The organism is Afifella sp. YEN Y35 (assembly GCF_047553465.1).
Lineage (GTDB): Bacteria > Pseudomonadota > Alphaproteobacteria > Rhizobiales > Afifellaceae > Afifella > Afifella aestuarii.
Genome location: NZ_CP180203.1, coordinates 4,020,476 through 4,044,362 on the forward strand (window position 1 = coordinate 4,020,476; position 23,887 = coordinate 4,044,362).

General features: G+C 64.9%; 28 protein-coding genes, 1 tRNA gene and 1 pseudogene. 17 read left to right on the top strand and 13 right to left on the bottom strand.

Annotated features, from left to right (window positions below; all coding sequences use genetic code 11):
• Positions 1-81 precede the first annotated feature (81 nt).
• Positions 82-168, top strand: a tRNA-Leu gene (locus ACK8CP_RS19145).
• A gap of 76 nt (positions 169-244) precedes the next feature.
• On the opposite strand, the gene ACK8CP_RS19150 is transcribed toward ACK8CP_RS19145, so the two are convergent.
• Both ACK8CP_RS19150 and ACK8CP_RS19155 read right to left on the bottom strand, forming a co-directional pair.
• Entirely contained in the window at positions 245-868 is a 624-nt protein-coding gene (locus tag ACK8CP_RS19150; protein WP_414832860.1) for a DsbE family thiol:disulfide interchange protein, read from the bottom strand.
• Complete coding sequence (locus tag ACK8CP_RS19155) at positions 855-983, bottom strand: hypothetical protein (RefSeq protein WP_414832861.1); 129 nt, start codon at positions 981-983, stop codon at positions 855-857. Before ACK8CP_RS19155 ends, ACK8CP_RS19150 begins: the two co-directional genes overlap by 14 nt.
• A gap of 319 nt (positions 984-1,302) precedes the next feature.
• Here ACK8CP_RS19155 and ACK8CP_RS19160 point away from each other — a divergent pair, with 319 nt between their 5' ends.
• From ACK8CP_RS19160 to ACK8CP_RS19190, 7 genes are all read left to right on the top strand, one after another.
• On the top strand, positions 1,303-2,031 hold the full coding sequence (locus tag ACK8CP_RS19160) for a response regulator (RefSeq protein ID WP_414832862.1): 729 nt from the start codon (positions 1,303-1,305) through the stop codon (positions 2,029-2,031).
• A 7-nt stretch (positions 2,032-2,038) separates the two neighbouring features.
• Entirely contained in the window at positions 2,039-3,385 is a 1,347-nt protein-coding gene (locus ACK8CP_RS19165) for an ATP-binding protein (RefSeq protein WP_414832863.1), read from the top strand.
• 155 nt (positions 3,386-3,540) lie between these two features.
• Positions 3,541-3,981: a hypothetical protein gene (locus ACK8CP_RS19170; RefSeq protein ID WP_414832864.1), complete on the top strand. Its 441-nt coding sequence runs from the start codon at positions 3,541-3,543 to the stop codon at positions 3,979-3,981.
• Positions 3,982-4,080: 99 nt separating this feature from the next.
• The gene (locus ACK8CP_RS19175) at positions 4,081-5,082 is read left to right on the top strand and encodes a WD40/YVTN/BNR-like repeat-containing protein (RefSeq protein WP_414832865.1); all 1,002 of its coding nucleotides are present in this window, start codon (positions 4,081-4,083) and stop codon (positions 5,080-5,082) included.
• Positions 5,075-5,533, top strand: coding sequence for a c-type cytochrome (locus ACK8CP_RS19180; RefSeq protein ID WP_414832866.1), 459 nt, complete (start codon positions 5,075-5,077; stop codon positions 5,531-5,533). The genes ACK8CP_RS19175 and ACK8CP_RS19180 overlap by 8 nt, the downstream gene beginning before the upstream one ends.
• 100 nt (positions 5,534-5,633) lie before the next feature.
• Positions 5,634-6,071: an EF-hand domain-containing protein gene (locus ACK8CP_RS19185; protein ID WP_414832867.1), complete on the top strand. Its 438-nt coding sequence runs from the start codon at positions 5,634-5,636 to the stop codon at positions 6,069-6,071.
• 200 nt (positions 6,072-6,271) lie between these two features.
• Positions 6,272-6,973: a Crp/Fnr family transcriptional regulator gene (locus ACK8CP_RS19190; protein WP_234629010.1), complete on the top strand. Its 702-nt coding sequence runs from the start codon at positions 6,272-6,274 to the stop codon at positions 6,971-6,973.
• Positions 6,974-7,014: 41 nt separating this feature from the next.
• Here the strand turns inward: ACK8CP_RS19190 and ACK8CP_RS19195 are convergent, their stop codons facing one another.
• The 7 genes from ACK8CP_RS19195 to ACK8CP_RS19225 form a co-directional block, all read right to left on the bottom strand.
• A complete protein-coding gene (locus tag ACK8CP_RS19195) occupies positions 7,015-7,329 on the bottom strand; it encodes a DUF6522 family protein (protein WP_414832868.1) in 315 nt (104 codons plus the stop codon).
• Between the two features lie 5 nt (positions 7,330-7,334).
• Positions 7,335-7,604 (bottom strand): DUF1858 domain-containing protein, encoded by a 270-nt coding sequence (locus ACK8CP_RS19200; protein WP_414832869.1) that lies wholly within the window; start codon positions 7,602-7,604, stop codon positions 7,335-7,337.
• 171 nt (positions 7,605-7,775) lie between these two features.
• Positions 7,776-8,552, bottom strand: coding sequence for a MetQ/NlpA family ABC transporter substrate-binding protein (locus tag ACK8CP_RS19205; RefSeq protein ID WP_414834302.1), 777 nt, complete (start codon positions 8,550-8,552; stop codon positions 7,776-7,778).
• A gap of 41 nt (positions 8,553-8,593) precedes the next feature.
• Positions 8,594-9,259 (bottom strand): methionine ABC transporter permease, encoded by a 666-nt coding sequence (locus ACK8CP_RS19210; RefSeq protein ID WP_234629007.1) that lies wholly within the window; start codon positions 9,257-9,259, stop codon positions 8,594-8,596.
• On the bottom strand, positions 9,249-10,283 hold the full coding sequence (locus tag ACK8CP_RS19215) for a methionine ABC transporter ATP-binding protein (protein WP_414834303.1): 1,035 nt from the start codon (positions 10,281-10,283) through the stop codon (positions 9,249-9,251). Before ACK8CP_RS19215 ends, ACK8CP_RS19210 begins: the two co-directional genes overlap by 11 nt.
• 275 nt (positions 10,284-10,558) lie before the next feature.
• Positions 10,559-10,822 (bottom strand): cytochrome C oxidase subunit IV family protein, encoded by a 264-nt coding sequence (locus ACK8CP_RS19220; protein WP_414832870.1) that lies wholly within the window; start codon positions 10,820-10,822, stop codon positions 10,559-10,561.
• A 5-nt stretch (positions 10,823-10,827) separates the two neighbouring features.
• On the bottom strand, positions 10,828-11,394 hold the full coding sequence (locus tag ACK8CP_RS19225; RefSeq protein ID WP_414832871.1) for a cytochrome c oxidase subunit 3 family protein: 567 nt from the start codon (positions 11,392-11,394) through the stop codon (positions 10,828-10,830).
• A 258-nt stretch (positions 11,395-11,652) separates the two neighbouring features.
• Here ACK8CP_RS19225 and ACK8CP_RS19230 point away from each other — a divergent pair, with 258 nt between their 5' ends.
• The 7 genes and pseudogenes from ACK8CP_RS19230 (at position 11,653) to choV (ending at position 19,299) form a co-directional block, all read left to right on the top strand.
• Positions 11,653-12,105 carry a c-type cytochrome gene (locus tag ACK8CP_RS19230; RefSeq protein ID WP_234629003.1) on the top strand — a complete coding sequence of 151 codons (453 nt, stop codon included), beginning with the start codon at positions 11,653-11,655 and terminating at the stop codon, positions 12,103-12,105.
• 13 nt (positions 12,106-12,118) lie between these two features.
• The gene (locus ACK8CP_RS19235; protein WP_414832872.1) at positions 12,119-13,465 is read left to right on the top strand and encodes a cbb3-type cytochrome c oxidase subunit I; all 1,347 of its coding nucleotides are present in this window, start codon (positions 12,119-12,121) and stop codon (positions 13,463-13,465) included.
• An 83-nt stretch (positions 13,466-13,548) separates the two neighbouring features.
• Positions 13,549-14,358, top strand: coding sequence for a CbbQ/NirQ/NorQ/GpvN family protein (locus tag ACK8CP_RS19240; protein ID WP_261215003.1), 810 nt, complete (start codon positions 13,549-13,551; stop codon positions 14,356-14,358).
• 5 nt (positions 14,359-14,363) lie between these two features.
• A pseudogene (locus tag ACK8CP_RS19245) lies at positions 14,364-16,269 on the top strand (nitric oxide reductase activation protein NorD).
• Between the two features lie 81 nt (positions 16,270-16,350).
• The gene (locus ACK8CP_RS19250) at positions 16,351-16,866 is read left to right on the top strand and encodes a pseudoazurin (protein WP_414832873.1); all 516 of its coding nucleotides are present in this window, start codon (positions 16,351-16,353) and stop codon (positions 16,864-16,866) included.
• A gap of 382 nt (positions 16,867-17,248) precedes the next feature.
• Positions 17,249-18,091, top strand: coding sequence for a choline ABC transporter permease subunit (gene choW / locus ACK8CP_RS19255; RefSeq protein WP_128291038.1), 843 nt, complete (start codon positions 17,249-17,251; stop codon positions 18,089-18,091).
• The gene (gene choV / locus ACK8CP_RS19260) at positions 18,088-19,299 is read left to right on the top strand and encodes a choline ABC transporter ATP-binding protein (protein ID WP_414832874.1); all 1,212 of its coding nucleotides are present in this window, start codon (positions 18,088-18,090) and stop codon (positions 19,297-19,299) included. Before choW ends, choV begins: the two co-directional genes overlap by 4 nt.
• Here the strand turns inward: choV and ACK8CP_RS19265 are convergent.
• The gene (locus ACK8CP_RS19265) at positions 19,287-19,724 is read right to left on the bottom strand and encodes an EamA family transporter (protein WP_414832875.1); all 438 of its coding nucleotides are present in this window, start codon (positions 19,722-19,724) and stop codon (positions 19,287-19,289) included. The two genes, choV and ACK8CP_RS19265, sit on opposite strands and share 13 nt — an antisense overlap.
• 185 nt (positions 19,725-19,909) lie before the next feature.
• Here ACK8CP_RS19265 and ykgO point away from each other — a divergent pair, with 185 nt between their 5' ends.
• Together ykgO and ACK8CP_RS19275 are read left to right on the top strand one after the other, a co-directional pair.
• Complete coding sequence (gene ykgO / locus ACK8CP_RS19270) at positions 19,910-20,035, top strand: type B 50S ribosomal protein L36 (protein WP_092815928.1); 126 nt, start codon at positions 19,910-19,912, stop codon at positions 20,033-20,035.
• 84 nt (positions 20,036-20,119) lie between these two features.
• On the top strand, positions 20,120-20,767 hold the full coding sequence (locus ACK8CP_RS19275; RefSeq protein WP_414832876.1) for a tetratricopeptide repeat protein: 648 nt from the start codon (positions 20,120-20,122) through the stop codon (positions 20,765-20,767).
• A 144-nt stretch (positions 20,768-20,911) separates the two neighbouring features.
• Here the strand turns inward: ACK8CP_RS19275 and pyk are convergent, their stop codons facing one another.
• From pyk to ACK8CP_RS19290, 3 genes are all read right to left on the bottom strand, one after another.
• A complete protein-coding gene (pyk, locus tag ACK8CP_RS19280; protein ID WP_414832877.1) occupies positions 20,912-22,348 on the bottom strand; it encodes a pyruvate kinase in 1,437 nt (478 codons plus the stop codon).
• Complete coding sequence (locus tag ACK8CP_RS19285; protein ID WP_244514634.1) at positions 22,345-22,761, bottom strand: DUF1036 domain-containing protein; 417 nt, start codon at positions 22,759-22,761, stop codon at positions 22,345-22,347. Before ACK8CP_RS19285 ends, pyk begins: the two co-directional genes overlap by 4 nt.
• A 162-nt stretch (positions 22,762-22,923) precedes the next feature.
• Positions 22,924-23,850 (bottom strand): DMT family transporter, encoded by a 927-nt coding sequence (locus ACK8CP_RS19290; RefSeq protein WP_414832878.1) that lies wholly within the window; start codon positions 23,848-23,850, stop codon positions 22,924-22,926.
• Between the last annotated feature and the right edge of the window lie 37 nt (positions 23,851-23,887).

The window sequence follows — 23,887 nt, forward strand, 5'->3', positions numbered from 1 at the left end:
AGCATCTTGCGCTGACGGCCGGCAACGCCTAAGCATCTGCGCGGATTTCCGGACGCCCCTTGTGGGCCGGCCGGGACCCTTGCGGGCGTGGCGGAACTGGTAGACGCGCTGGACTCAAAATCCAGTTCTGGTGACAGAGTGTCGGTTCGATTCCGACCGCCCGCACCACCTCCTCCCCCAGATATCTTCGTGAAGAGATCTCCGCTCGAGTTGGTCGCTGGCCGTGGGTCATGCGGACGGGCGTCTACGAAGGATCGCGAGCGGCGATTGTCTCGCCGGACGAGCTTTCTTGCTGCAAGCGCCGCACCAGAGGCAGGATGATGTCGTCGAGCGCGCGGGCATTCACCGGCCCAATATGTTTGTAGGCGATGCGGCCGCGGGCATCGATGACAAAGGTTTCCGGCACGCCGTAGACGCCGAAATCGATGGCGGTGCGGCCCGTTCGGTCGGAGCCGACACGGCGATAGGGGTTCCCCCGGTTCGCCAGCCAGGTGCGGGCCTTCTTCGGATCGTCTTTGTAGTCGAGGCCGTGCAACGGCACGGTTCCCTGTGCCGCAAGCCGCACCCAGTGGGCGCGTTCGTCCTCGCAGGCCCTGCACCAGGACGCGAAGACATTGAGGATCGACACCTGGCCCACGAGGTCGCGGTTCGAAAGCCCCGGCGGACCTCCCGGAATCGCCTGCAGGGCAAAGTTCGAGACCGGCTGGCCGATCAAGGCCGATGGCAGCGTGCGCGGATTTCTCGTCAGGCCGATGGCGAAAGCGACGCCGAGGCCGACGAAGAGAAGAAGCGGGATCCCGAAAATCCAGCGCGTGGAGGCCGGGCGCAGAGCTCTCTCGACGGTGGGCGGGGTCTCAGCGGTGGTCATGGTTGAGGGGGCGCCGATCGTTCGGCTCGACCGGGATTCTCTGCAGGCCCTGTTCGTCTTCCGGCGCATGATTGTGGCCTTTGCCGCCGTGGCCCCCATGCATCAGACCGTGCATGGCGAAGCACAGAAGAAGTGGCGTATAGGCGTAGAGCGTGCCGCCGCGGCGCGCATCTCAGACGAGAACCGCCGTCGTCGCGGCGCCGACGAGGCCCATCAGCGCGGTCGTCCGCGGCTTGTTCCTGACATAAGTGACGATCCCATTCAGCATCGCGAAAAGTCCTCTGGTGTTTGAAGAGGCAGCCTCGCTGCGACACGTCTCGCAAGTTTGACGGCGGGATAGGATTCGGTGACGGTTCGTGACAGGAGCCGCTTCTGACAAACTCCGTCACACTTTTTTGGACCTTTGCGGCGGGCCGCGCCTGTATAGTTTTGCCATGGACTCCTCGCCCCACATTCTGATCGTCGACGACCATCGCGACATTCGCGATCTCGTCGGCAAGTTCCTGGTGAAGCACGGGCTGCGGGTGACGCAGGCGGCCAATGGCACGCAAATGTGGGAGGCCTTGCGCAATCACCGGATCGATCTCGTCGTGCTCGATCTGATGCTGCCGGGCGAGGACGGGCTCAGCCTGTGCCGGCGGATGCGCGGGGAGGGAAACGGGACACCGGTCATCATGCTGACGGCGATGGGCGAGGAGACCGACCGTGTGGTCGGGCTCGAGATGGGCGCCGACGATTATGTCGCCAAACCGTTTTCCTCGCGCGAGCTTCTGGCGCGCATCAAGGCAGTGCTGCGCCGGACGCAGGCGAGGGAGACGGTTCAGGTTCTCGACGAAGAGCGCTCCATGGCGCGCTTTGCAGGATGGTCCCTCGATCTGTCGCGGCACGATCTGCACCGCGCCGACGGCGTCGTCCTGCCGCTCAGCAAGGGCGAATACACGCTTCTCGTCGCCTTCGTGGAGAGGCCGAAGCGGGTGCTTTCGCGCGACCAGCTTCTCGATCTCGCCCGCGGGCGTTCGGCCGTGCCCTTCGACCGGAGCATCGATACGCAGGTGAGCCGGCTCAGACGCAAACTGGAGGACGACCCGGCCAATCCCGCTCTGATCAAGACGGTGTGGGGCGACGGTTACATGTTTACGGCCGATGTCAGCTTTGAGAGCTAGCGGCCGCATGCGGTTCTGGCCACACAGCATGGCCGGGCAGACCATGCTGCTTCTGGTGGTCGGGCTGACGCTGACGCACGCCGTCAGCATGCTGTTTTACTCGCATGACCGCGATACGCTGCTGGCGGCCTCCGGCGGGCGCGAATTCGCCCACCGTGCGGCCGTGGTGGTCGAAATGATTGCCGCCGTCCCGGCAGGGCAGCGGCCGCAGCTCGTCGATGCCGCGCAGGCGACCGACCTCGATGTGTCCATCGCGCCGGAAAATCCGCTGGTGCGCGAATACGAGGAGGACTGGCGCGGCCGGATGATCCGCGAGCTCATGGTCGATGAACTCGGGCCCGAGAGCGCGTGCCGGATGACGGTCCAGGTCTTCGACCCGGCGGAGGAGAGCGGTCTCGGCCTTGCCAGCCTCAATCCGACGGCGGTCGCCAATGTCCGCGTCTCCGTCGGTCTCGCCGACGGAAGCTTCGTTTCGGTTGCAGGTGCCTTGCCCGAACACGGCATGAGCGCCTCGGCCGGCACGCTTGCCTCGACACTCGTCATGGCCGCCGCCGTTCTGGCGCTCTCCTTCGTGGCCGTCAGGCGGATGACATGGCCGCTGCGCAAATTCGCCGAGGCTGCCAATCGTCTCGGCCGTGACGTGGCGGCTCCGCCGCTTGACGAGCGCGGTCCCGACGAGGTGCGTCGTGCCGTCAGCGCCTTCAACCTCATGCAGGCGCGGCTGCGCCGTTTCGTAGAAGACCGCACGCAGATGCTGGCTGCGATCTCGCACGATCTGCGTACGCCGATCACGCTTCTGCGGCTTCGCGCCGAGCTGATCGACGACGAAGAGGAGCGGGTCAAGACGCTCGCGACCCTCGACGAGATGCAGGAGATGATCCGCTCGACGCTCGCCTTCGCGCGCGAGGATGCGGAGGGCGAAGCCATGCAGCGGGTCGATCTCGGCGCATTGGTGCAGAGCCTGTGTGATGATCTTGCAGAGGCCGGCCAGCCGGTCGAATGTGCCGATCCGCCTTCGCTGGTGGTTCCCTGCCGGCCACAGGCGCTGCGCCGTGCCGTCACCAATCTCGTTGAAAATGCCGTGCGCTACGGCAACCGGGCGGCGGTCTCGATCGAGGCACGGCCCGATGCCGTTCTGATCCACGTCGACGACGAAGGCCCGGGCATCCCCGAGGATCGTATCGACCAGGTGTTCCGACCCTTCTATCGGCTGGAGGGCTCGCGTGGGCGAGAGACCGGCGGTGTCGGGCTCGGCCTCAGCATCGTGGCGAGCGTCGCCTATGCCCATGGCGGTGAGATCGCGCTCGCCAATCGCAAAGAGGGCCTGCGCGCGACGTTGCGCCTGCCACGGTGATGTCGGCCATGGGCGATCGGCCGCCTTTGTCACAGATTGACACACTTTTCTGAGCCGCTGACAAAGGTCTGTTTCACGACCGGTGTCTCTTCTCCCCATCGAAACGACACATGATCCGGCGCCGCGGCGGCCGGCCGCGTCCAGGGAGAGGCGATATGAAGAAGACCCGGAACGCCAAGGCGAAACCTCGCCACAGCTGGCTGCCGACAGGCCTCGCGAGCCTCATGTTCGTGGCCGGCATCGCGATCTACGCCTATCCCTCCTTGAACGCGGCCGGCTCCGCAAGCCCGGCGATCCCAGAGGGGCAGACCATCTCCAGCTGGGCGGAGAACGGCGAGGGTGGTCGCTACCTGCTGGAGATCGTCGATGGCCGCGCGCCCGCCACCGCAGTAGCCGGCAAGGTGTTGAGCGATGCCAATTGCGAGCCGGATGCCCTCGGCCTCAATCACTGCCACAACGAGATCGCTCTGCCGGACGGCAGCACGATCACCGTGATCAACAACCACCAGATGTCGGCGCATCGTTGCCTGAGCCCGGGCGAGACGCTGCAGGTCGAAAAGCTCGACTCCGGCTGGGTCGTGGGCACTCTCTCGTAGCCGAAGGCGTCTACCCCCCGTCGCTTTCGGTGGAGAGTGCCCACCCCCTAGGGGTCGAGCGGTGCTTCGACCGCTTAGCCCTCAATATGGGCGACCGGCATGGCCGCCCGCTCGGTGGAGCGGTCCGTTCTCCACTCCTCCCACGGTTTCCCCTTGCATTTCTCCGACGCCACCATGCTCCCGACAGATACGCATCTTCCCAAGGCCTCCATGCTCTCCGTGCTGAAGCGGCCGCTTTTCGCCCTCTTTTTCGCGACCCTCCCAGCTTTCGCCCTTGCCCAGGCCGAAACGGTTGCGGGCCCCGTCACCTCCCTCGCAGTGGCGACCCCGGACGAGCTTCTCAAGATCGCGAACGGCAATCTCTTCGTCAGCCGCGATGCTGGCAGGAGCTGGAGCAAGCTCGATGTGCCGGCCGAAGCCGCCGGCAGGATGGATAAGATCTCCGTGGCTGCGGGAGACGACCATGCGCTCTACGCAGCCGGGCCCGAGATCGGCCTCTTCGCCTCCAAGGATGACGGCGAGAGCTGGAGCGAGGCGACCGGCGATCTGCCTGGCACCCATGTCACGGCCTTTGCCACACATGCGAGCGAGGCCGACACGCTTTACGCCTATATCCCCGAAAAGGGCATCTACCGCACCCGCAATGCCGGGGTGGAGTGGGCGAAGGTGAGCCGCGGTCCGGAACCGCGCGAAGGCGCGCTCACGGCCAAGCTCGATGCCGTCGTCGGCAGCGTCAATGAGATCGTTCACACCGGCATGGAAGGCAGCATGGAGACCGGCTGGATCTATGTCGCGACCTCCGAAGGCCTGCGCATTTCGCAGGACTGCTTTTGCCTGTGGCGTGAGGTTGGGGATTTTCCCGGCAGCGTGGAAGCTGTCGCGGCCGATCCTGCGCATCCTGAAGATGTCTATGCCGCGGCCGGCGCAACGCTTTCCAAGAGCAGCGATGGCGGGCGGAGCTGGAGCGATGCGGCTGCGCCAGAGAGCGCGGTGACGGCGCTTGCTGTCGGCGCGGAAGGCGTGGTCTTCGCCGGAACCGAGGATGGCGGCCTCTTCGTCAGCCGCGATCACGCAGAGAGCTGGACGCGGGCCGATGATTAAAGGCCTGGGCGTCATTCTCGCCAGCCTCGCGGCCGTTTCGAATGCGCTGGCGGACGGGGCGACACCGTTCGATCCGGAGACCGTCGCGGCCGGCAAGCAGATCTATGGCGATTATTGCGCCTCCTGCCACGGAGAAGCGGGCGAGGGCACCGAAAACTGGCAGAAGCCGGATGAGAACGGCAACCTCCTGCCGCCACCGCATAATGCCCAAGGGCATACCTGGCGCCATCCCGACGGGGTGCTCTACCAAATGGTCCTTAAGGGCTGGCGCGATCCGTTCAACGGCACGCCGGATCTCACCATGCCGCCCTTCGAGGGCGTGTTGGAGCCGGACGAGATCCATGCCGTGCTGACCTACATCAAAACGTTATGGACAGCGGACCAGCGCGCCTTGCAGGCCGAAGAGAGTGCGGCGCGGCCCTTCCCTGACGCAGCGCAACCTTTCCCCTGAAGCCATCCGAGGCTTCGCCGGCCTGCGGCGCCGGGATCGACATGGCGCATATGCCCGCCCTCTCCCCGGCGGGGCCACTCGAAAGAACAGGAGTTCTCCCATGAAGAAATTTCTCGCCGTTTCAGCGCTCGCGACCGCAACGGCCTTCGGCGCGGTTGCCGCGCAGGCCCAGGAGTCCAGCACGCCGATGAGCCAGCACGAGGCGCATCATGCCGGCGACAATGCCGGGCAGATGATGGGCCAGGGCATGATGGGTCAAGGTGCGATGGGACCTGGCATGATGGGCCAAGGCAGCATGGGGCCCGGTATGATGGGCGCTGGCGGAATGCAGGGCGGCGCCATCGGCATGATGGGGCCTCATATGAGCAAGATGATGCTCGTCATGATGGACACAGACGGCAACGGTTCGCTGTCGCTCGAAGAGGTCCAGGCCGTGCATGAGCGTATGTTCAAGGCGATGGATGCCGATGACGATGGCCAGCTTTCGGCAAGTGAGATGGCGAGCTTTTGCGGCGGTCAGGCGAGCCAGTCAGAATAATTCTCCCACACCGGCAAGAGACAAGAGAGGGGCTGCGCAGGCGGCCCCTCTTTCTTTATGCTCTGACGCATCCGAAGCCTGTCCAATCTTCGTGCCGATGCGGATGAACCATCTGGCGCGGCACGACTTTTGACAGTGGAACGAAGCTCGCGATACGCGCGGTGATCTCTGCCGCCGTGTGCGCCGATGCCGGAGGAAGAATGCCCGCCCCACATCTCGACCGCTCGCTGGTGAAGGATCTCGGCGTCTTTGCAACGCTTTCAGACGAGGATCTCGATGCAGTCCTCGCCTCGGCCACGACGCGGCGGATTCCGATCAACACCGCGGTCTTCAACCAGGGCGATCCGGCGGGAGAGTTTTTTGCCCTCTTGCATGGGCGCCTCAAGGTGACGCAATCGACGCCCGACGGGCAGCAGATCGTCGTGCGCCATGTCAATCCGGGCGACATTTACGGCATCGCCAAGGCGATCCGCCGTCCGGACTATCCCGGCACGGCGACGGCGGTCGCCGACAGCCTGACTCTCGCCTGGCCGATGAGCCAGTGGGATATGCTCGTCGCGCGCTGCCCGGCGCTTGCCGTCAATGCGCTGGCGACGGTCGGACAAAGGCTGCAGGACGCGCATACGCGCATCCGCGAGCTCTCCACCGAAGAGGTTGAGCGGCGGGTCGCGCATGCCCTTCTGCGCCTCGTCAAGCAGGCGGGCCGCAAGACCGACGAAGGCGTTCTGATCGATTTTCCGATCACCCGTCAGGACGTGGCGGAAATGACCGGCACGACGCTGCACACGGTGAGCCGGCTCCTGAGCGCGTGGGAGGCGAGGGGCCTCGTCTCGAGCGGCCGAAAGAAGATCGTGGTCTGCGATCCGCATGCCCTCGTCGTCATCGCCGAGGGGGCCGAATAGCGCCGAGGACGCCGAATAGCGGGGACGAACCCCACCCCGTTTTATTGAGGTGCCCTGGGGCTGTGGGCCGCCGCGAGGTCGGTGAGCGTGAAGCAGGTCCGGCGGAGGAGATGTCCCTCCTCGTCGACCACGAAGGTCGCGCGCCGGTCGTGATGGAAGAAGACGAGCCGGAAGGTGCCGGCATCGCGGTCCTGGCCGCGCTCGAGCCGGCTCTTGATCTCGCCCTGGCGCATGAGCGTGCGCACCTCTTCGACCTCGAGCGCGAAGGCCTCGGCGAGGAGGCCGGCATCGATGTCGAAGCCCTGATCGGTGCGTGTGATCGGCTTGCCGGTCTCGGCGGGATTTCTCGTGGGCATAGGATTCAAGGCCCCTCCTTTCGCGGCTCGGACGTTTCGGCCTGATGCTCCGGGCGCTCATGCGGGATCACGTGCTCTGCAAGCTCGCGTAGAAGCGGTTCCGGCTCGATCCCGTGCTCGGTGCAGGCGTCGCGCACGGAGTGCATGTGGCCGAACGGACAGCCGATGCACAAGAGCCGGCGGCGCATGAAAACCGGGATGGCGTTTTTGTAGCGGGTGAGGAATTCGTCGACGGCCATGTCGGCGAAGTTCCACGACAAAGGCGGTGCGGGCATTGGTGTCTCCTCTCGAACCGAAAGGATGCTACGCCCGAGCGCGGCCGCTCTTCTTTGTCGGGCGACAATCTCGAGGGCGGCTCATGGGCTCGCATCGCAGAGGTCGCAGGAAACTGCCGACGCGGTGCAGAACGCTCCGCGTCGGCGATTGTCAGAGAAAATGGCTCAGCCTCACCAGGAGGCGATGACGGCACCGTTGAAGCGCTCGTTGATGAAGTCGCGGATTGCCTCGTCATGATAGGCCTTGACGAAGCGCTTCACCCATTCGGCGTCCTTGTCTTCGCTGCGCACGGCGATGACGTTCACATAAGGCGACTTCGCCGATTCCTTGGCGATGGCATCGGCGCGCGGGTCGAGTCCGGCTTCCAGCGCATAATTGGTGTTGATCGCGGCCGCATCGACATCGGGCAGGGAGCGCGGCAGCTGCGCTGCGTCGAGCTCGATGATGTCGATGTTCTTCGGGTTGTCGGTGACATCGAGCGGCGTCGCCTTCAGCCCGGCATCCGGATCAAGCGTGATGAGGCCGGCATCCTGGAGGAGGAGAAGCGCGCGACCGCCATTGGTCGGATCGTTCGGGATGGCGACCTTCGCACCTTCCGGAAGGTCGTCGATCTTTTCCACCTTGTTGGAATAGACGCCCATCGGCGTGTTGATCGTCGGCGCGACGGCGACGATGTCGAAGCCGCGATCGGCGATTTGGGCGTCGAGATAGGGCTGATGCTGGAAGGCGTTGGCGTCGAGCTCACCGTCGGCCAGCGCCTGGTTCGGAACGACGTAGTCGGAGAATTCCAGGACCTTGATGTCGAGGCCGTCTTTGGCGGCGATTTGCTGGACCTTTTCCATGATCTCGCCCTGCTCGCCGGGCGTCACGCCGACGGTGATGGTTTCGGCAAAAGCGGGAACGGTGAGGCCGAGGGCCAGCGAACCTGCGAGGAGGAGTGTTTTCAAACCCATGACGATACTTTCCGTTTTGAGAGGGTCTTTGAAGCTCAGTTGCTGCGGCTGCGCTTGTCGAAATGGCGGGCGAGCTTGTCGCCCGTCGACTGCACGGCCTGAACGAGGACGATGAGGACGACGACCACCGCCAGCATCATCTCCGGCATGAAGCGCTGATAGCCGTAGCGGATGCCGAGATCGCCGAGGCCGCCGCCACCGACGGCGCCGACCATGGCGGAATAGCCGATGAGGCTGACGACGGTGAGGGTGAGGCCGAGGGTGATGGAGGGCCGCGCTTCCGGCACCAGCACTTTGAGGACGATCTGCAGCGGGCTCGCGCCCATGGCGCGCGCCGCCTCGATCAACCCCGGATCGACCTCGCGGATGGAGGATTCGATGAGGCGCGCGACGAAGGGGAAGGTCGCCACCGTCAACGGCACGATCGCCGCCGTGGTGCCGATCGAGGTTCCCGTCAGAAGCCGCGTGAAGGGGATGATCGCCACGACCAGAATGATGAAGGGCGTGGAGCGCACCGCGTTCACGATCGCCCCGAGGATGCGGTTGACGGCAGGCGCGGCGAAGAGTTCGCCCTTGCGGCTGGTGGCGAGAAAGATGCCGAGCGGTGCGCCGATGGCGACGCCGATGAGGGCGGAGACGGCCACCATGAAGAGCGTGTCGAGCGTCGCCGACCAGAGCAGCCAGAACATGTTAGCGGACATAGCCGAGGACCTCCGAGGTCAGGCCGCGCTCTTCGATGAGCGCCTGCGCGGGGGCGAGCGCCGCCTGGTCGATCGCGACGACGAGCGTGCCGAACGGCTTGCCGGCGATCTCATCGACAGCGCCGGCCAGAATGTTGACGTCGGTTGCGAGCGTCTTGCCGATTTCAGCGAGGATCGGGTCGGTCGCGGTCGGACCGGTGAAGACGATTTTGACGACCGCGGCGGCGCCCGGCTCCGGTTCGCTCCTCATCTTTTCGGTCACGAAGGCGGGCAGGCGCACGCCCGTCACGCCTTCCAGGAAGGTGCGTGTGACCGGGTGCTGCGGTCGGGCGAAGACCGAATAGGTGTCGCCTTTTTCCACGATGCGGCCGCGATCGAGAACGGCGACCTGGTCGGCGATCTCGCGCACCACCTGCATTTCGTGGGTGATGAGAAGGACGGTGAGGCCGAGCTCGCGATTGACCTGTTTCAGAAGCGCCAGAACCGAGCGGGTCGTCTCCGGATCGAGCGCACTCGTCGCTTCGTCCGAGAGGAGGACCTTGGGGTTGGTTGCGAGTGCACGGGCGATGCCGACGCGCTGTTTCTGGCCGCCCGACATTTCGGCCGGGTAACGGTCGCGCTTGTCGGCGATGCCGACGAGCTCGAGGAGCGGCGTGACGCGTTTGGCGATCTCGGCCTTGGAGACGCCCGCGATTTCCAAAGGCAGCGCCACGTTGGCATAGGCCGTTCGCGACGACAGCAGGTTGAAATGCTGGAAGATCATGCCGACGGACCGCCGCAGCGTGCGCATCTTGCGCTCGTCCATCGCCGCCACGTCGATGCCATCGACGATGACCTGCCCGGAGCTCGGCCGTTCCAGGCCGTTGACCATGCGGATGAGCGTCGATTTGCCGGCGCCGGAGCGCCCGATGATGCCGGTGATGCTGCCTTCGGACACGGTGAGATCGATGTTTTCGAGGGCGACGAATTCGGCGCCACCGTCCGGTGCCGCAAAACGCTTGCCGGCCGAGGCGAAGCGCACGATCGCAGTCTCGTCTGCCGAACCGCTTTGGGGGCCGCTTTGGGAGCCGCCGGGGGAGCCGCCTGGCGCGCTTTTGTCTGAATGTGGAGATAGCTGAAGCATAAGGTCTCGGCTCTTAGCAGCGCAGCGGTCGGTTAAGGAAGCGGCCTCGGTCGCAGCGCCCGCACCTTTTGTGCGCGAAAGCCTGCTTGCACAAGGAATGGCTTTTCACGAGCGGAACCAGGCTTTCGAAAAACTTGCCGCAGAGCCGAGAATTTTGAGACCTCGGCGCGCGGGTTTCATCCCGCCTCGGCAAATCGACCGGCGATCAGGAAGATGCCGGCGATGGTGGTGCAGATGGCGACGACATAGAAGTCGAGCAGGAGCCTCCAGCCTCGGGAGGCCTGATCGATCTCCAGAAACCAGCGCAGCACCGCCATCGCCTTGGCCGCGGCAAGGGCGAGGATGAGGGCTGCCGACACGGCACCGGCGGTGCTACTGGTGCCGAGCGACAACAGTGTCAGCGCGACGAGCGCGAGCCAGGCCAGATCGATGTCCCGCATCTCGCTCACCGCAGCAGATAAAGGGTCGGGAAGATGAGAATCCAGACGAGATCCACCATGTGCCAGAACGCGGTTCCGGTCTCGATGTTCTCCGCACTGTTCTGCCACGCGACGATGGCGAGCACGATGATGCCCATCACCACGTGGAGCGCATGGAAGCCGGTGATCAGAAAATAGAGGGTGAAAAAGGTGTCGGTTTCGATGCCGATGCCAGCCGCGAATTCCCGCCCGTATTCGATGCCTTTCAGGATCAGGAAGCCGCTGCCGATCAGCATCGCCGCGACAAGCTGAGGGCGCCCGCTCTCTCCGCGCCGGACGGAGTGAAGCGCACGAGCCGCAAGCCAGCCGCTCGTCACGAGCGTGATCGTGGCGAGGCCGGCGAGGAGCGGATGGAGATGCGCCTGCGAGGCCGCGAACTCCGCCGGGTGAAGCGCTCTCGCGATGCTGAACCCGGCGAGGAGAATGGCGAAGACCAGCATTTCTCCCAGAATCAGGATCCACATCATCGGATTGCCGGGCAGGCCGTCGAGCGGGCCCCAGCCTTCCGCAATCTCCTCTGCCGCATCCGTCATCGCCGCCTCCGTCATCGCCGAAGTCCTCTGGTGTTCCGTAAGGGCCGATAGCAGGGGCGAGCGCGCGCGACTTTGCGCAAACACAAGCTCGTGGCCCCGCGCATATGGTGCCGTTCCGAGCACGAAGCTCCTGCCGCTTCCAAAGTTTGCGTTTCTGCAAAGAGCGCTACGGCGTGGCTGCGTAAGTCGTCTGCCCATCGACACGAGTGCCTGCAGCAAGAGGAACGCCATGCCTGCCTGTCACCGGAGCCACGCGCGATGAGCGAGCGCTTCACCAAATCCGCGGCCCGCAACATTTTCTATGGCGGGTCGATCTTCTTTTTCGTCGCCTTCGTCGGCCTGACGGCGGAGAGCCACTGGCACATCGTGAGCCAATCGACCGACACGGCGACGCTCACGCCAGCCGTCGCGCACGGCAAGAGGGTGTGGGAAAAGAACGCCTGCATCGACTGCCACACGCTCCTCGGCGAAGGCGCCTATTTCGCCCCCGAGCTCGGCAATGTCTGGGTGCGCTACGGCGGGCGCGACGATCCGGAGATCGCGCGCGAAGGCCTCAAAGCCTGGATCCGCTCCATGCCGACCGGCATCGAAGGGCGCCGGCAGATGCCGCACTTCGATCTCAGCGAAAAAGAACTGAACGATCTCATCGACTTCCTGGAATGGACCAGCCGCATCGACACGCAGGACTGGCCGCCGAACGACGCCGGCTGAAGGAACAAAGCCCATGAAATACGCATCGCAAAGAGTGGCGTACTGGTACTTCGCCGGCGCCATGAGCCTCTTCGCCGTCCAGCTTCTCGCCGGCGGGCTGGCCGGGACCGTCTACGTCCTGCCGAACTTCCTGTCGGAATTGCTGCCTTTCAACATCATCCGGATGATCCACACCAACGCGCTGATCGTCTGGCTTTTGATGGGCTTCTTCGGCTGCGCCTATTACCTCGTGCCGGAAGAGGCGGAGCGGGATATCGAAAGCCCGTTTCTCGCCTATGTGCAGCTCGGGCTCTTGATGTTCGGGGCGCTGTCGGCCGTCGCCGGCTACACGGTCGGCATCCATGAGGGCCGCGAGTTCCTGGAACAGCCTTTGTGGATCAAGGTGGCGATCGCCGTCGTCGCGGTGATCTTCCTCTACAACATCTCGATGACGGTGCTGCGCGGTCGCAAGACGGCGGTCACCAATGTCCTGCTTCTGGGCCTCTGGGGCATCGCCGTCTTCTGGCTGTTCGCCTTCTACGAGCCCACCAACATCTCTCTCGACAAGGTCTACTGGTGGTACATCGTCCATCTGTGGGTCGAAGGCGTCTGGGAACTGGTGATGGCCTCCGTCCTCGCCTTCCTGATGATCAAGATGACCGGTGTCGATCGCGAGGTCATCGAAAAATGGCTTTATTCGATCGTCGGACTGGCGCTGTTTTCGGGGCTCCTGGGCACCGGCCATCATTATTACTGGATCGGTGCGCCGGGCTACTGGCAGTGGGTCGGCTCGATCTTCTCAGCGCTCGAAGTCGCGCCCTTCTTCGCCATGGTGATCTTCGCCTTCTCCATGGCCTGGCGCGGCCGGCGGGATCATCCGAACAAGGCCGCGATGCTGTGGTCTCTCGGCTGCACGGTGGGTGCCTTCTTCGGCGCGGGCGTGTGGGGCTTCCTGCACACCCTGTCCTTCGTGAACTATTACAGCCACGGCACACAGCTCACCGCAGCCCATGGGCATCTCGCCTTCTTCGGCGCCTATGTGATGCTGAACCTTGCGCTCATCACCTATGCGATGCCGTATCTGCGCGGCCACAAGCCCTACAACCAGTCGCTCAACATCCTCTCCTTCTGGATCATGACGACGGCGATGACGGTGATGACCTTCGCGCTCACCTTCGCGGGCATCGTCCAGATCCAGCTGCAGCGCGTGATGGGCGAAAGCTACATGGAGGTGCAGGACCAACTCGCCATGTTCTACTGGATCCGCCTCGGCTCCGGGGCCCTCGTGGTCGTGGCCGCGCTTCTCTACCTCTATTCGATTTTCGGTCCCGTGCGGGAACGCCGTCCCAGCCGGACTGCGGTCTTGCAGCCCGCCGAATAGATTGAGCCAGCGCCGGGCGGGGGTCCCGCCCGGCGTCTTTTCCCGAGCAGCCGAAATCTCCCGAACACCCGCCGGAGCCCATCATGTCCGCGCTGATCAACACAGCCCTGTCCGAGCCGGAGCTTCCCTTCTACGCGCCCTCGGGCTCCGAATGCCTCCTCTTCGAACACGCCTATCGCAACCAGCTGCCGGTGCTTCTGAAGGGGCCGACCGGCTGCGGAAAAACCCGCTTCGTCGCGCATATGGCCGAAAAGCTCGGGCGGAAGCTCTACACGGTCTCCTGCCACGACGACCTCACCTCCGCGGATCTCACCGGGCGCTATCTTCTGAAGGGTGGTGAGACGGTCTGGGTCGACGGGCCGCTGACGCGGGCGGTGCGCGAAGGCGCGATCGTCTATCTCGACGAGGTGGTGGAGGCCCGCAAGGACGTGACCGTCGTCCTGCATCCGGTCACCGACGACCGCCGTCTCCTGCCGCTTGAACGCACCGGCGAGCTCCTCGCCGCGCCGCCGGAATTCATGCTCGTCGTGTCGTACAATCCCGGCTACCAGAATGTCTTGAAATCCTTGAAGCCGAGCACGCGCCAGCGTTTTGTGGCGCTCGAGTTCGGCTTTCCGGCGCCTGAGGAAGAGGCGCGCATCGTTGCGAGCGAAAGCGGATTGCCGCGCGAGCGCTGCGTGCCGCTCGTGCGGGTCGCCAATGCGCTGCGCGAACTCACGGGTCAGGACATCGAGGAAGGCGCCTCGACGCGTCTCGTCATCCATTGCGCCAGCCTGATCGCAAGCGGCATCAAGCCGGAGATCGCGATCGAGGCGGCGCTCTTGCAGCCCCTGACCGACGATCCCGACGTGATGACGGCGCTTGCCCGCATCGCAGAGATCGCGCTCGGCTGACGGCGATGTCGATCTTCGAGCCCGAGGAGACGGTCGGCGTCTTCTGGCACCGGCTTGTGGGCGGTGTCAGCACCTATCGGCATCATCCGGAGGCGGCCGTCCGTCTCGACGAGGTGCGTACGCGGCTCGGCGTCATGTTTCGCGCTTTCGGCGGCAGCGGCGCCGTCCGCATCGCCGAAGGGGCGGCGAGCGTCTCCTTGCACCGGCTGCCGCTCTTGCAGAAGGTCGGGCTCGGGGCGGAAAAGATGCCCCAGGCGATCCTCGATGCCGAGACGCTGCGGCTGCCGGATGTGCTCGACGTTTTTTCCGGCCCGCGCCGACAACGAGGCGCTTTATGAATGGCTTGCGGCCTGGTTCGCGCATGCCTCGCCGACACCGACGGCCGCCGATCCGCTCGTTGCGGACGTCTTGCGGCTGCGGGCCGCGGTCGCTGCCATTCGGGCGACGCTGGTGGCCTGGCCCGGATTGCGGGTGACCTATCAGCGCTTGCGGCAGGCGACGCTGGAGGTGCGCCCGCGCCGGGCTCTCTCCGGCGCTGAGGCCGAGATCGAGGCTGCGATCATGAGCCTTCTGGGCGGCCGCCGGGCCGATGGCGGGCGGTTTCTGGCGCTGATCGAGGACGCGCATGCTGCCATTGGCCTCTCAGCCCCGCGGGGTTACCGGCCGTTTCTGCCGGTGCCGCTCTGGGGCGAGGTGATGGCCGGCGACGGGTTGGCCCGCGCGGAGGAGGGCGACGAGCCGGGCGGGGAATCCGTCACGGTCGATGCCAAGCGCCGGCGGGCCTCGCGCCACGACAGCGAGCAGAGTGACCGCGGCGATCCTCTGATCCTGCACCGGTTCGAGACGATCTTCAGCGTCGCCGAAATGGTCAACGTCAACCGCAAGGTCGAAGACGACGACGAGGACGGCGCAAGGCAGGCGGCCGACGATTTGCCCGAACTCAGCATCGGCTCGAACCGGCAGCGCGCCGCAAGCCGCGTGAAGATGGATCTCGATCTGGCGCCGGCCGCGGTCGAAGGGGAGGCGCTTTCCGCGAGCCTCACCTATGCGGAATGGGACTTCAAGCGGCAGGGCTATCGCCGCGATCATTGCCGGGTGATCGCCGGACCAGCGGCCGAAGAGGGCGAGGACTGGACGCCCGATGCGGAGATGCAGCGGCGCATTCGCCAGGTCCGGCGGCAGTTCGAGGCGCTCCGCCCGAAACGGCAGATCTTTTATGGCGAGCCCGATGGCGAGGACATCGATCTTGCGGCGATCGTCCGCGATGTCGCCGAGCGCCGGGCGGGCGGCGCGGGATCGGAGCGTGTCTTCACCACGGCGCGCGCCAATGACCGCGATCTCTCCATGGCCGTCCTCATGGATGTCTCGCTGTCGACGGATGCGTGGCTGGGCGACCACCGCGTGCTCGACGTGGAGAAGAGCGCGCTTCTCGCGCTGACGCACGGGCTCACCGCCTGTGGCGACGAGCATGCGATCTTCACCTTCACCTCCAGGCGCCGGACATCTGTGCGCGTTGCGAGCGTCAAGGATTACGACGAGCCGCTCGGCGCGCGCGTGATCCGGAGGATCGAGGTGCTCAAACCTGGCCAGTATACGCGAATGGGTGCCGCCATCCGGCATGTTGCCGCCGGCCTCAAAGAGCGGCCGCAGCGGCACCGGCTGCTCCTGCTTCTGACCGACGGCAAGCCGAACGACATCGATTATTACGAGGGTCGCTACGGCATCGAGGATACGCGCATGGCGATCCGCGAGGCGCGCAAGGACGGCATCCGCGTCTTCGGTGTCACCGTCGATGAGGCGGCGCGCGATTACTTTCCCTATCTCTTCGGCCGCGGCGCCTATGCGATCGTTCCGCATGGCGAGCGGCTTCCGGCGGCGCTGCCGGCGATCTATCGCCATCTCACCGCCTGAGAGACGGGCGGGTGACGCCACGCCAAAGATCCAAGTCTTTGTGATTGCACAAAGTTCGTCGGTCGGAAGGGCTCTATCAAGATGCCATGGCGCACCCCCGGACGCCGCAACGACAGGACCATGATCATGACCCTCGCCAAGACCTCTCTCGCCGCTTTTGCCGCCAGCCTCGCGCTCGCATCCTTCGCGCTCCCGGCTCAGGCGGAAGAGTTCGACGTCAAGATGCTCAACAAGGGCGAAAAGGGCGTCATGGTCTTCGAACCGGATTTCGTGCGGGCGCAGCCGGGCGACACGATCAATTTCATCGCCGCCAATCCTGGGCACAACGCCGAAACCATGAAGGGCATGCTCCCGGAGGGTGCTGAAGCCTTCAAGAGCAAGACGAGCAAGGATTTCTCCGTGACGCTCGACAAGGAAGGTGTCTACGGCGTTCGCTGCACGCCGCATTTCGCCATGGGGATGGTGGCGCTCATCGTCGTCGGCGATTCCTCGAGCAATCTCGAAGAGGCCAAAGCCGTGAAGACGCCGGGCATGGCGAAGAAGAAGTTCAGCGCGCTCTTCGACCAGGCGGCCGAGCACGACGTCGCTGCCAAATAGGCCGCGCCCGAGACAGTCTGGGCCGGAGGGGATGCCCCTCCGGCCACTCAGCTCTCGGCGGCCGCTCAGCTCTCGGCGGCCGCTCAGCTTTCGGCGGCCGCTCAGCGTTTGGCGCCATAGTTTCTCTCTGGCGAGACGGCGCCTCTGTGACAAAGACGCGCTGTGGAAATCGGGCGTTCCTGTCGTGGCCAGAAACCGCCGTTTCACGCGCCTTCACGGCCGTGTGAACAGGAGATTTTGATATCGCTCTGCCGCAAGCGAAAGCGGTACGAGGCGAGGCCGATCGTGCGATTGCACTTGGAAGTCGCCGAGGAGTCTGGTTTCTTGCGCCCCCATGGCCGCTGCTGTTTCGCGCGGTGAAGCAAGGGGGAACGAAGAGCGTATGGAGTGGCTGACAGAGCACAAACTGCCGATCGGCGCATTGGCGCGCGACGGCGTCGACTGGCTGACAGCCAACGCCTCCGGCTTCTTCGATAGCATCTCCTTTGCCCTCAGCTATGTGATCGACGCGATCCTGTTTCTCCTGCAAAAGCCACCGGCGTTTGCGGTCATCGCGTTCACCGCGGTGCTGGCTTTTCTCCTGAGGCGCTCGCTGGCTTTTGCGATCTTCGTGGCGGCGGGTCTCCTTCTCATCGTCAATCAGGGCTATTGGGAAGAGACGACGGAAACGCTCGCTCTCGTTCTGTCCTCCGCCATCATCTGCATGGTGATCGGCGTGCCGATCGGCATCGCGGCCGCGCGACGGCCCTGGCTGATGCAGGGGCTGCGGCCGATCCTCGATCTGATGCAGACGATCCCGACCTTCGTCTATCTCATCCCGGCGCTCATTCTCTTTGGGCTCGGCATGGTGCCGGGGCTGATCGCAACGGTCGTCTTCGCCATTCCGGCACCCATCCGCCTCACCCAGCTCGGTATCGTTTCGACGCCGCGGCCTTTGATCGAGGCGGCCGATTCCTTCGGGGCCACCTCCTGGCAGCGGCTCTTCAAGGTGGAGCTTCCCTATGCCCTGCCGCAGATCATGGCGGGGCTCACGCAGACGATCATGCTGTCGCTCTCCATGGTGGTGATCGCCGCCCTGGTCGGTGCCGACGGGCTCGGCGTGCCGACGCTGCGAGCGCTCAATCAGGTCAATATCGCCCGCGGCTTCGAGGTGGGCGTGGCGATCGTCCTCGTCGCCATCATCCTCGATCGCCTGTGCCGCGGCCAGACGGACAAAAAGGCATGAGCGGGAGATCCTCACGCCAGCCGGTCGTCCGCTTCAAAGGCGTCGATATCGTCTTCGGCGATCATCCGGCGAAAGCGCTGCCCTTGATCGATGCCGGCAAGAGCCGCGCCGAGATCCAGGACGAGACCAATCAGATCGTCGGCGTCAAGAATGCCGACCTCGACGTCTATGACGGCGAGGTCGTGGTGCTGATGGGGCTTTCCGGCTCCGGCAAGTCGACGCTGCTGCGCGCCGTCAACGGTCTCAATCCGGTGACGCGCGGCGAGGTCTTCGTGCATAACGGCGAGAGCGACGTGCCGGTGCATTCCTGCGGGACGCGGCAATTGCGCAAACTCAGGCGCAACCGCGTCTCCATGGTGTTCCAGCAATTCGCGCTGCTGCCGTGGCGGACGGTGCGCGAAAACGTGGCGCTCGGGCTCGAACTCTCACATGTCGGGCGACGCCGTCGGCGCAAGGACGTGGAACGCCAGCTCGAGCTCGTCGGCCTCGGCGGCTGGGGCGACAAACGCGTGGAGGAATTGTCCGGCGGCATGCAGCAGCGCGTCGGGCTTGCCCGTGCGCTCGCCAACGATGCGCCGATCCTTCTCATGGACGAGCCGTTTTCGGCACTCGATCCTCTGATCCGCGACCGCCTGCAGGACGAGCTTCTCGATCTGCAGCGGCGGCTTCAGCGCACCATCATCTTCGTCAGTCACGATCTCGACGAGGCTTTGAAGCTCGGCAACCGCATCGCCATCATGGAAGGCGGCATCATCGTCCAGGTCGGCACGCCGCAGGAAATCGTGCTGTCGCCGGCGAGCGAGTATGTGCGCGCCTTCGTCTCGCATATGAACCCGCTCAACGTCCTGCGGGCGCAGGAGGTGATGCGGCCTCTGCGGGTGAACGGAGAGGGGTCGACGACCACGGGCGAGGGGGCACGAGCCGAGAACGGCGGCGCCGAGAGCTACGAACTCGTCTCGGATGGGATCGTGCGCAACGGTGAGACGCTGCCGCTCATCGATCTGCAAAATCTCCGCTCCGGTTCTCTGGCGCCCGGAAGCCTGGTGCGGGTCGGCCGCGAGACCGGGTTGCGCGATCTGATCGATGCGCGGCTGATGCATCGGGGAGATTTCGTCGTCGTCGGTGACGACGGCGTCAAAGGCGTGATCGGCGACGAGGAGTTGTTCGGTGCGCTCATCCGCGGCCGCAGCGAGCTTCAGGCGCGATAGGCGACGAGGAAGGTGCCGCCGGCAATGGCGGCGATCCCGAGCCAGTTGAGCGCGCTCAGTTTCTCTCCGAGGAAGGTGACGCCGAAGATGGCGACCAGAAGCACGCTCAATTTGTCGATCGGCGCCACCTGCGAGGCGTTTCCGAGCTGGAGCGCGCGGAAATAGCAGAGCCAGGACGCGCCGGTGGCGAGGCCCGAGAGAATGAGAAAGGCGTAGCTGCGCGCCGGGATCTCCGGCAGCCCGCGGAATTCGCCGAGGGCTATGAGGATCCCGCCCAGAGCCACCAGGATGACCACCGTGCGGATGAAGGTGGCGAGATCGGAGTTGACGTTTTCCACGCCGATTTTGGCGAAGATCGCCGTCAGGGCGGCGAAGACGGCGGCAAGAAGTGCCCAGACCTGCCACGACAGAATGGGTGAAGGCATCCCGGTTCTCCTGGTATTTTGCTGGGATCGTCCCAAAGAGAGCGAGCATAGGTGGCGGGGAGGCGCGCGTCATGCCGACAAAGCGCAGATTCTCCCTCTGCGGATTGACAAAAGGCGCTGCCCGCGCCTATCTCACCGCCGAAAACGAGCACGGGCGCGCGCCTGAAGGGCGCTGCGAGAGATCAATGAAAATTCGCAATTCGCTGAAGACGCTGAAGAACCGTCACCGCGAGAACCGCATGGTTCGTCGCAAGGGACGCATCTACATCATCAACAAGACGCAGAAGAAGTTCAAAGTCCGCCAGGGCTGAACCCTTCCGGTGGCCGTCTTTGCGCGGCCCTCTTGTTGCATTTCCCCCTTTGACGCCGATGTCGGCAGGCTCTAGCTTTCCGGCATGAGGAAACTTTTGTGCCTGAGCGCCGGCTGTGCCGCGCTCCTTGCCGCTCTCACGATCCCGTCTCAGGGCGGGGCGCAGGAGCTGCCTCGGGCCAACCCATCCCCTGACGATCCTTCTGGGGGCCATCCGTCATCCATCATGCGCCATGAGGCGCCGTCGCTGCGCGATCTCTCGCAAGATGACCTCTTCGAGATGCTCAAGGTCGCGCCGAACGAGGCCTCCGCCAAGCCGGCGGAGAGCGAGCTGCTGCGCCGTTTCCGCGAATCCGACAGCGACACGATCGATCTGTTCATGGGCTGGGCGAGCCGGGCGATGAACGGCGAGGAATGGGGCGCCGCTCTCGACGTGCTCGACCGGGTCGTGATTCTCGATCCAGGTTTTGCCGAAGGCTGGAACAAGCGGGCGACCGCGCATTTCGCGCAGAAGGAATACGGCAAGTCGATCGCCGATATCGAGCGCACGCTGCAGATCGAGCCGCGCCATTTCGGGGCGCTCGTCGGGCTCGGTATGATCTTGCGCGAGCTCGACGAGAAGGACGAGGCGATCGCCGCGTTCAAGGCGGCTCTTGCCATCCATCCCCAATTGACGGAAGCGCGCGAGGCGCTCGAAGAGCTGGAAAAGGAACAGGCGGGCCAGGAGATCTGATCGCTGGCCGGGCGTTCTGGTTCGGCGTCTCTTGGCAGACGTCTCCTGACAGAGCGTCTGGTGTGCCAAGTGTTCGCCGCAGCAGGTGAGGCGCCGAGGGGCTCGGCGCCTTTTCGCTTTTCAGATGCCGGCCAGAGGCCGGCCTTACATCCCTGAATGACCGTCCGGGCTGACGAAGGCGAGCCGGAGGAGATTGGTCGACCCCGGCGTGCCGAACGGGACGCCGGCCGTCGTGATGATCCGTTCTCCAGGTGCCGCGAAGCCCTCGTTGTGGGCAACGGAGCAGGCGCGGTCGACCATTTCGTCGATGTTCATGACGTCGTCGCTGACGACGCAATGCAGTCCCCAGACGAGGGAGAGCCGACGTGCCGTTTCGCGTACGGGCGACAGAGCGAGGATCGGCACGGTCGGCCGCTCGCGCGAGGCACGCATGCTCGTCGAACCCGACGATGTGAAGCAGACGATGGCCGCAAGCGACAGGGTTTCGGCGATCTGGCGCGCTGCGGCCGTAATGGCATCGGCGCCGGTTGCCAGCGGTTCGGCCCGCTGGGCATTGATGATCATCGGATAATATTGATCGCGCTCGACCGCTTCCGCGATGGAATTCATCACGCGCACGGCATCGACGGGATGCTCGCCGGATGCCGATTCGGCCGACAGCATGACGGCATCGGCCCCTTCGAAGACGGCGCCGGCCACGTCCGACACCTCGGCGCGCGTCGGGGTCGCCGCGCCGATCATCGATTCCAGCATCTGCGTCGCCACGACGACCGGCTTGCCGGCGGCCCGGCCGGCCCGCGTGATGCGCTTTTGAATGCCCGGCACCTGCTCGAGCGGGATTTCGACGCCGAGATCGCCGCGCGCCACCATGATGGCATCGGCGAGCTCGATGATCTCATCGAGCTGTTCGACGGCCTGGGGTTTTTCGATCTTGGCGAGCACGCCGACGCGCCCGCGCGCCAGCTTGCGCACTTCGGCGATGTCGTCCGGGCGCTGAATGAAGGACATCGCGACCCAATCAATGGGTTCTTCGAGCGCGGCTTCGAGATCGCGCCGATCCTTCGGGGTGAGGGCCGAGGTCTTGAGCGTCGTGTCCGGCAGGCTGACGCCCTTGCGGTTGGAAAGCTGCGAGCCGGCGATCACCTCGGTTTCCGCCTGGTCCGGCGCGTTCTTGATGACGCGCAGCTGGACGCGGCCGTCATCGAGGAGAACACGGGCGCCGGGGCGCAGGGATTCCATCACGTCGCGATGCGGCAGCTGCACACGATTCTTGTCGCCAGGCGTCGGGTCGCTGTCGAGGATGAGCTTCTGACCGATTTCGAGCGGGATGCGGCCTTCCGCGAACTCACCGATCCTGAGCTTTGGACCCTGCAGGTCTACGAGAATGCCGATCGGGCGACCGTGCTCGGCCTCCACATTGCGGATGAGGCGCACCAGGCGGCGCATTTCCTCATGGGTGGCGTGGCTCATATTGATGCGGAAAATATCCGCTCCGGCCACGAAGAGCGCGCTGATCGTCTCAGCGGTGTTCGAGGCAGGACCCAGAGTTGCCAGGATCTTGACCTTGCGATTGCGTCTCATTGGCTATCCACGCCCCCGCTCGTCTGTTCTGTCAATTGTACTGTCCAGCTTGCCTGTTCGCCGGTGTCGACCTCGAAAAAGCCCGTTCTTTGGAAGCCGCGGGCGACGCAGTCGCCGACACTGGTGATGGTGAATTCCTTGTCCCGCGTGCACATGAAGGCCTTGCCGCCCCATTCGCCACCGCGGTCGTAGTCGACGGCGTAAATGTAATAGTAGCGGGCTGACAGGGCCCCGGCGAGAAGCGTTTCGCATACGCCGGGATCAATGTTCCACCAACCTTCCGTCTGCCAGTCGTCGGCTCCCTTGTAGCCGATTGCAACCCCGACGCGGCTCGAGGTCTTGTTGCACAACCGGAGGTCTGCCAGGGCGGTTCCGGCTGTCGCGGCGAGGAAGGCGGCTAGGGTGGTGACCATCAGCCCGAGACGTACTGGCGTCATAAGGTCTCTCGACGTTCTCACATTCTCGGCTGCCCCAGCGCGGGTTTTGCGCAGTGAGCGCGGCTTGTCAACGAGGTGGTGCGGCAAAGTCGTTGCTGGAACGGCGAGATTTTGGGCAGATGGCCGTGTGGGGAGCACTCAGAGCGGCTTGGTGACGGGGCGATGCGTGCGGGGCCGCGCAAAGATGACACCGGCGAAGATCGCGGCCGCACCGACCGCCTGGAGGGCGCCGAGCGATTCGTTGAAGACGAGATAGCCGAGGAGAGCCGCGGCAACACCCTCCAGGAAGATCACCAGTGCCGAGAAGGCGGCCGGCAGATGGCCGAGGGCGAAGGCGAGAAGGCCCTGGCCGCCGGAATGGCTGATGATGGCAAGCGATAAGAGGGCCCCGACCGCGGCACCGCTTTGCGGCCAAAGCTGCGTTTCCATCGAGACGGCTTCTACGGCGAGAACGGCGGCGGTGACGATGGAGGAAAGAAACAGCGTCCGGCCGCCGCCGAGGACCCGCCGCGCACGGCGCACGGCGATGAAATAGCCGCCGAAAAAGAGCGAGGTGATGAGGCCGTAGATATCGCCGGCGAGATTTTCCGGCGAGACGGAGAGGCTCTCGCCGATAAGGAAACCGCCGCCGAGGAGACACAGGCCCAATCCGACGACAAGCCGGCGGTCGACCGGCTCGCCCAGGAAGAGGCCGGACCCGAGCGCCACCCAGACCGGCGCGAGCGTCGCCATGAAGGTGGCGTTGGCGACCGTCGTGTTGAGAACGGCGAGATGCCAGAAGGTGAGGTCACCGGCAAAGAAGATGCCGGCCAGTGCCAGCGATCCGGCGACGGGCCGCCAGGAGGGTGCGGTGCGGCCGGACGGGGTTTCGAGCCTCGCCCAGATCCACAAGAGCGGCAGGGCAAGTGCGACGCGCCAAAAGGCGCTCGTCAAAGGGCCGACTTCGGCAAAACGGACAAAGATCGGGGAGGCGCCCATGGCAAAGGCGCCGAGCACCAGCGCGGACATCGGGATGATATCCGGCATTGCGGTCACGAGACCGCTACGTTCACCAGCTTCGCTCAAGACAATCTCCGGCACGCCTTGGCCTCGAAGCCGGGCG

Bases quoted from the DNA above. Each gene is read 5' to 3' on its own strand.
- ykgO (WP_092815928.1), top strand. From the start codon at position 19,910: ATGAAAATTCGCAATTCGCTGAAGACGCTGAAGAACCGTCACCGCGAG.
- ACK8CP_RS19180 (WP_414832866.1), top strand. From the start codon at position 5,075: ATGATTAAAGGCCTGGGCGTCATTCTCGCCAGCCTCGCGGCCGTTTCG.
- choW (WP_128291038.1), top strand. From the start codon at position 17,249: ATGGAGTGGCTGACAGAGCACAAACTGCCGATCGGCGCATTGGCGCGC.
- ACK8CP_RS19190 (WP_234629010.1), top strand. From the start codon at position 6,272: ATGCCCGCCCCACATCTCGACCGCTCGCTGGTGAAGGATCTCGGCGTC.
- ACK8CP_RS19225 (WP_414832871.1), bottom strand. From the start codon at position 11,394: ATGACGGATGCGGCAGAGGAGATTGCGGAAGGCTGGGGCCCGCTCGAC.
- ACK8CP_RS19200 (WP_414832869.1), bottom strand. From the start codon at position 7,604: ATGCCCGCACCGCCTTTGTCGTGGAACTTCGCCGACATGGCCGTCGAC.
- ACK8CP_RS19160 (WP_414832862.1), top strand. From the start codon at position 1,303: ATGGACTCCTCGCCCCACATTCTGATCGTCGACGACCATCGCGACATT.
- ACK8CP_RS19185 (WP_414832867.1), top strand. From the start codon at position 5,634: ATGAAGAAATTTCTCGCCGTTTCAGCGCTCGCGACCGCAACGGCCTTC.
- ACK8CP_RS19285 (WP_244514634.1), bottom strand. From the start codon at position 22,761: ATGGTCACCACCCTAGCCGCCTTCCTCGCCGCGACAGCCGGAACCGCC.
- ACK8CP_RS19165 (WP_414832863.1), top strand. From the start codon at position 2,039: ATGCGGTTCTGGCCACACAGCATGGCCGGGCAGACCATGCTGCTTCTG.
- ACK8CP_RS19195 (WP_414832868.1), bottom strand. From the start codon at position 7,329: ATGCCCACGAGAAATCCCGCCGAGACCGGCAAGCCGATCACACGCACC.
- ACK8CP_RS19170 (WP_414832864.1), top strand. From the start codon at position 3,541: ATGAAGAAGACCCGGAACGCCAAGGCGAAACCTCGCCACAGCTGGCTG.
- ACK8CP_RS19265 (WP_414832875.1), bottom strand. From the start codon at position 19,724: ATGCCTTCACCCATTCTGTCGTGGCAGGTCTGGGCACTTCTTGCCGCC.
- ACK8CP_RS19155 (WP_414832861.1), bottom strand. From the start codon at position 983: ATGCACGGTCTGATGCATGGGGGCCACGGCGGCAAAGGCCACAATCAT.
- ACK8CP_RS19210 (WP_234629007.1), bottom strand. From the start codon at position 9,259: ATGTCCGCTAACATGTTCTGGCTGCTCTGGTCGGCGACGCTCGACACG.
- ACK8CP_RS19175 (WP_414832865.1), top strand. From the start codon at position 4,081: ATGGCCGCCCGCTCGGTGGAGCGGTCCGTTCTCCACTCCTCCCACGGT.
- ACK8CP_RS19275 (WP_414832876.1), top strand. From the start codon at position 20,120: ATGAGGAAACTTTTGTGCCTGAGCGCCGGCTGTGCCGCGCTCCTTGCC.
- ACK8CP_RS19240 (WP_261215003.1), top strand. From the start codon at position 13,549: ATGTCCGCGCTGATCAACACAGCCCTGTCCGAGCCGGAGCTTCCCTTC.
- ACK8CP_RS19150 (WP_414832860.1), bottom strand. From the start codon at position 868: ATGACCACCGCTGAGACCCCGCCCACCGTCGAGAGAGCTCTGCGCCCG.
- choV (WP_414832874.1), top strand. From the start codon at position 18,088: ATGAGCGGGAGATCCTCACGCCAGCCGGTCGTCCGCTTCAAAGGCGTC.
- ACK8CP_RS19250 (WP_414832873.1), top strand. From the start codon at position 16,351: ATGCCATGGCGCACCCCCGGACGCCGCAACGACAGGACCATGATCATG.
- ACK8CP_RS19235 (WP_414832872.1), top strand. From the start codon at position 12,119: ATGAAATACGCATCGCAAAGAGTGGCGTACTGGTACTTCGCCGGCGCC.
- ACK8CP_RS19220 (WP_414832870.1), bottom strand. From the start codon at position 10,822: ATGCGGGACATCGATCTGGCCTGGCTCGCGCTCGTCGCGCTGACACTG.
- pyk (WP_414832877.1), bottom strand. From the start codon at position 22,348: ATGAGACGCAATCGCAAGGTCAAGATCCTGGCAACTCTGGGTCCTGCC.
- ACK8CP_RS19230 (WP_234629003.1), top strand. From the start codon at position 11,653: ATGAGCGAGCGCTTCACCAAATCCGCGGCCCGCAACATTTTCTATGGC.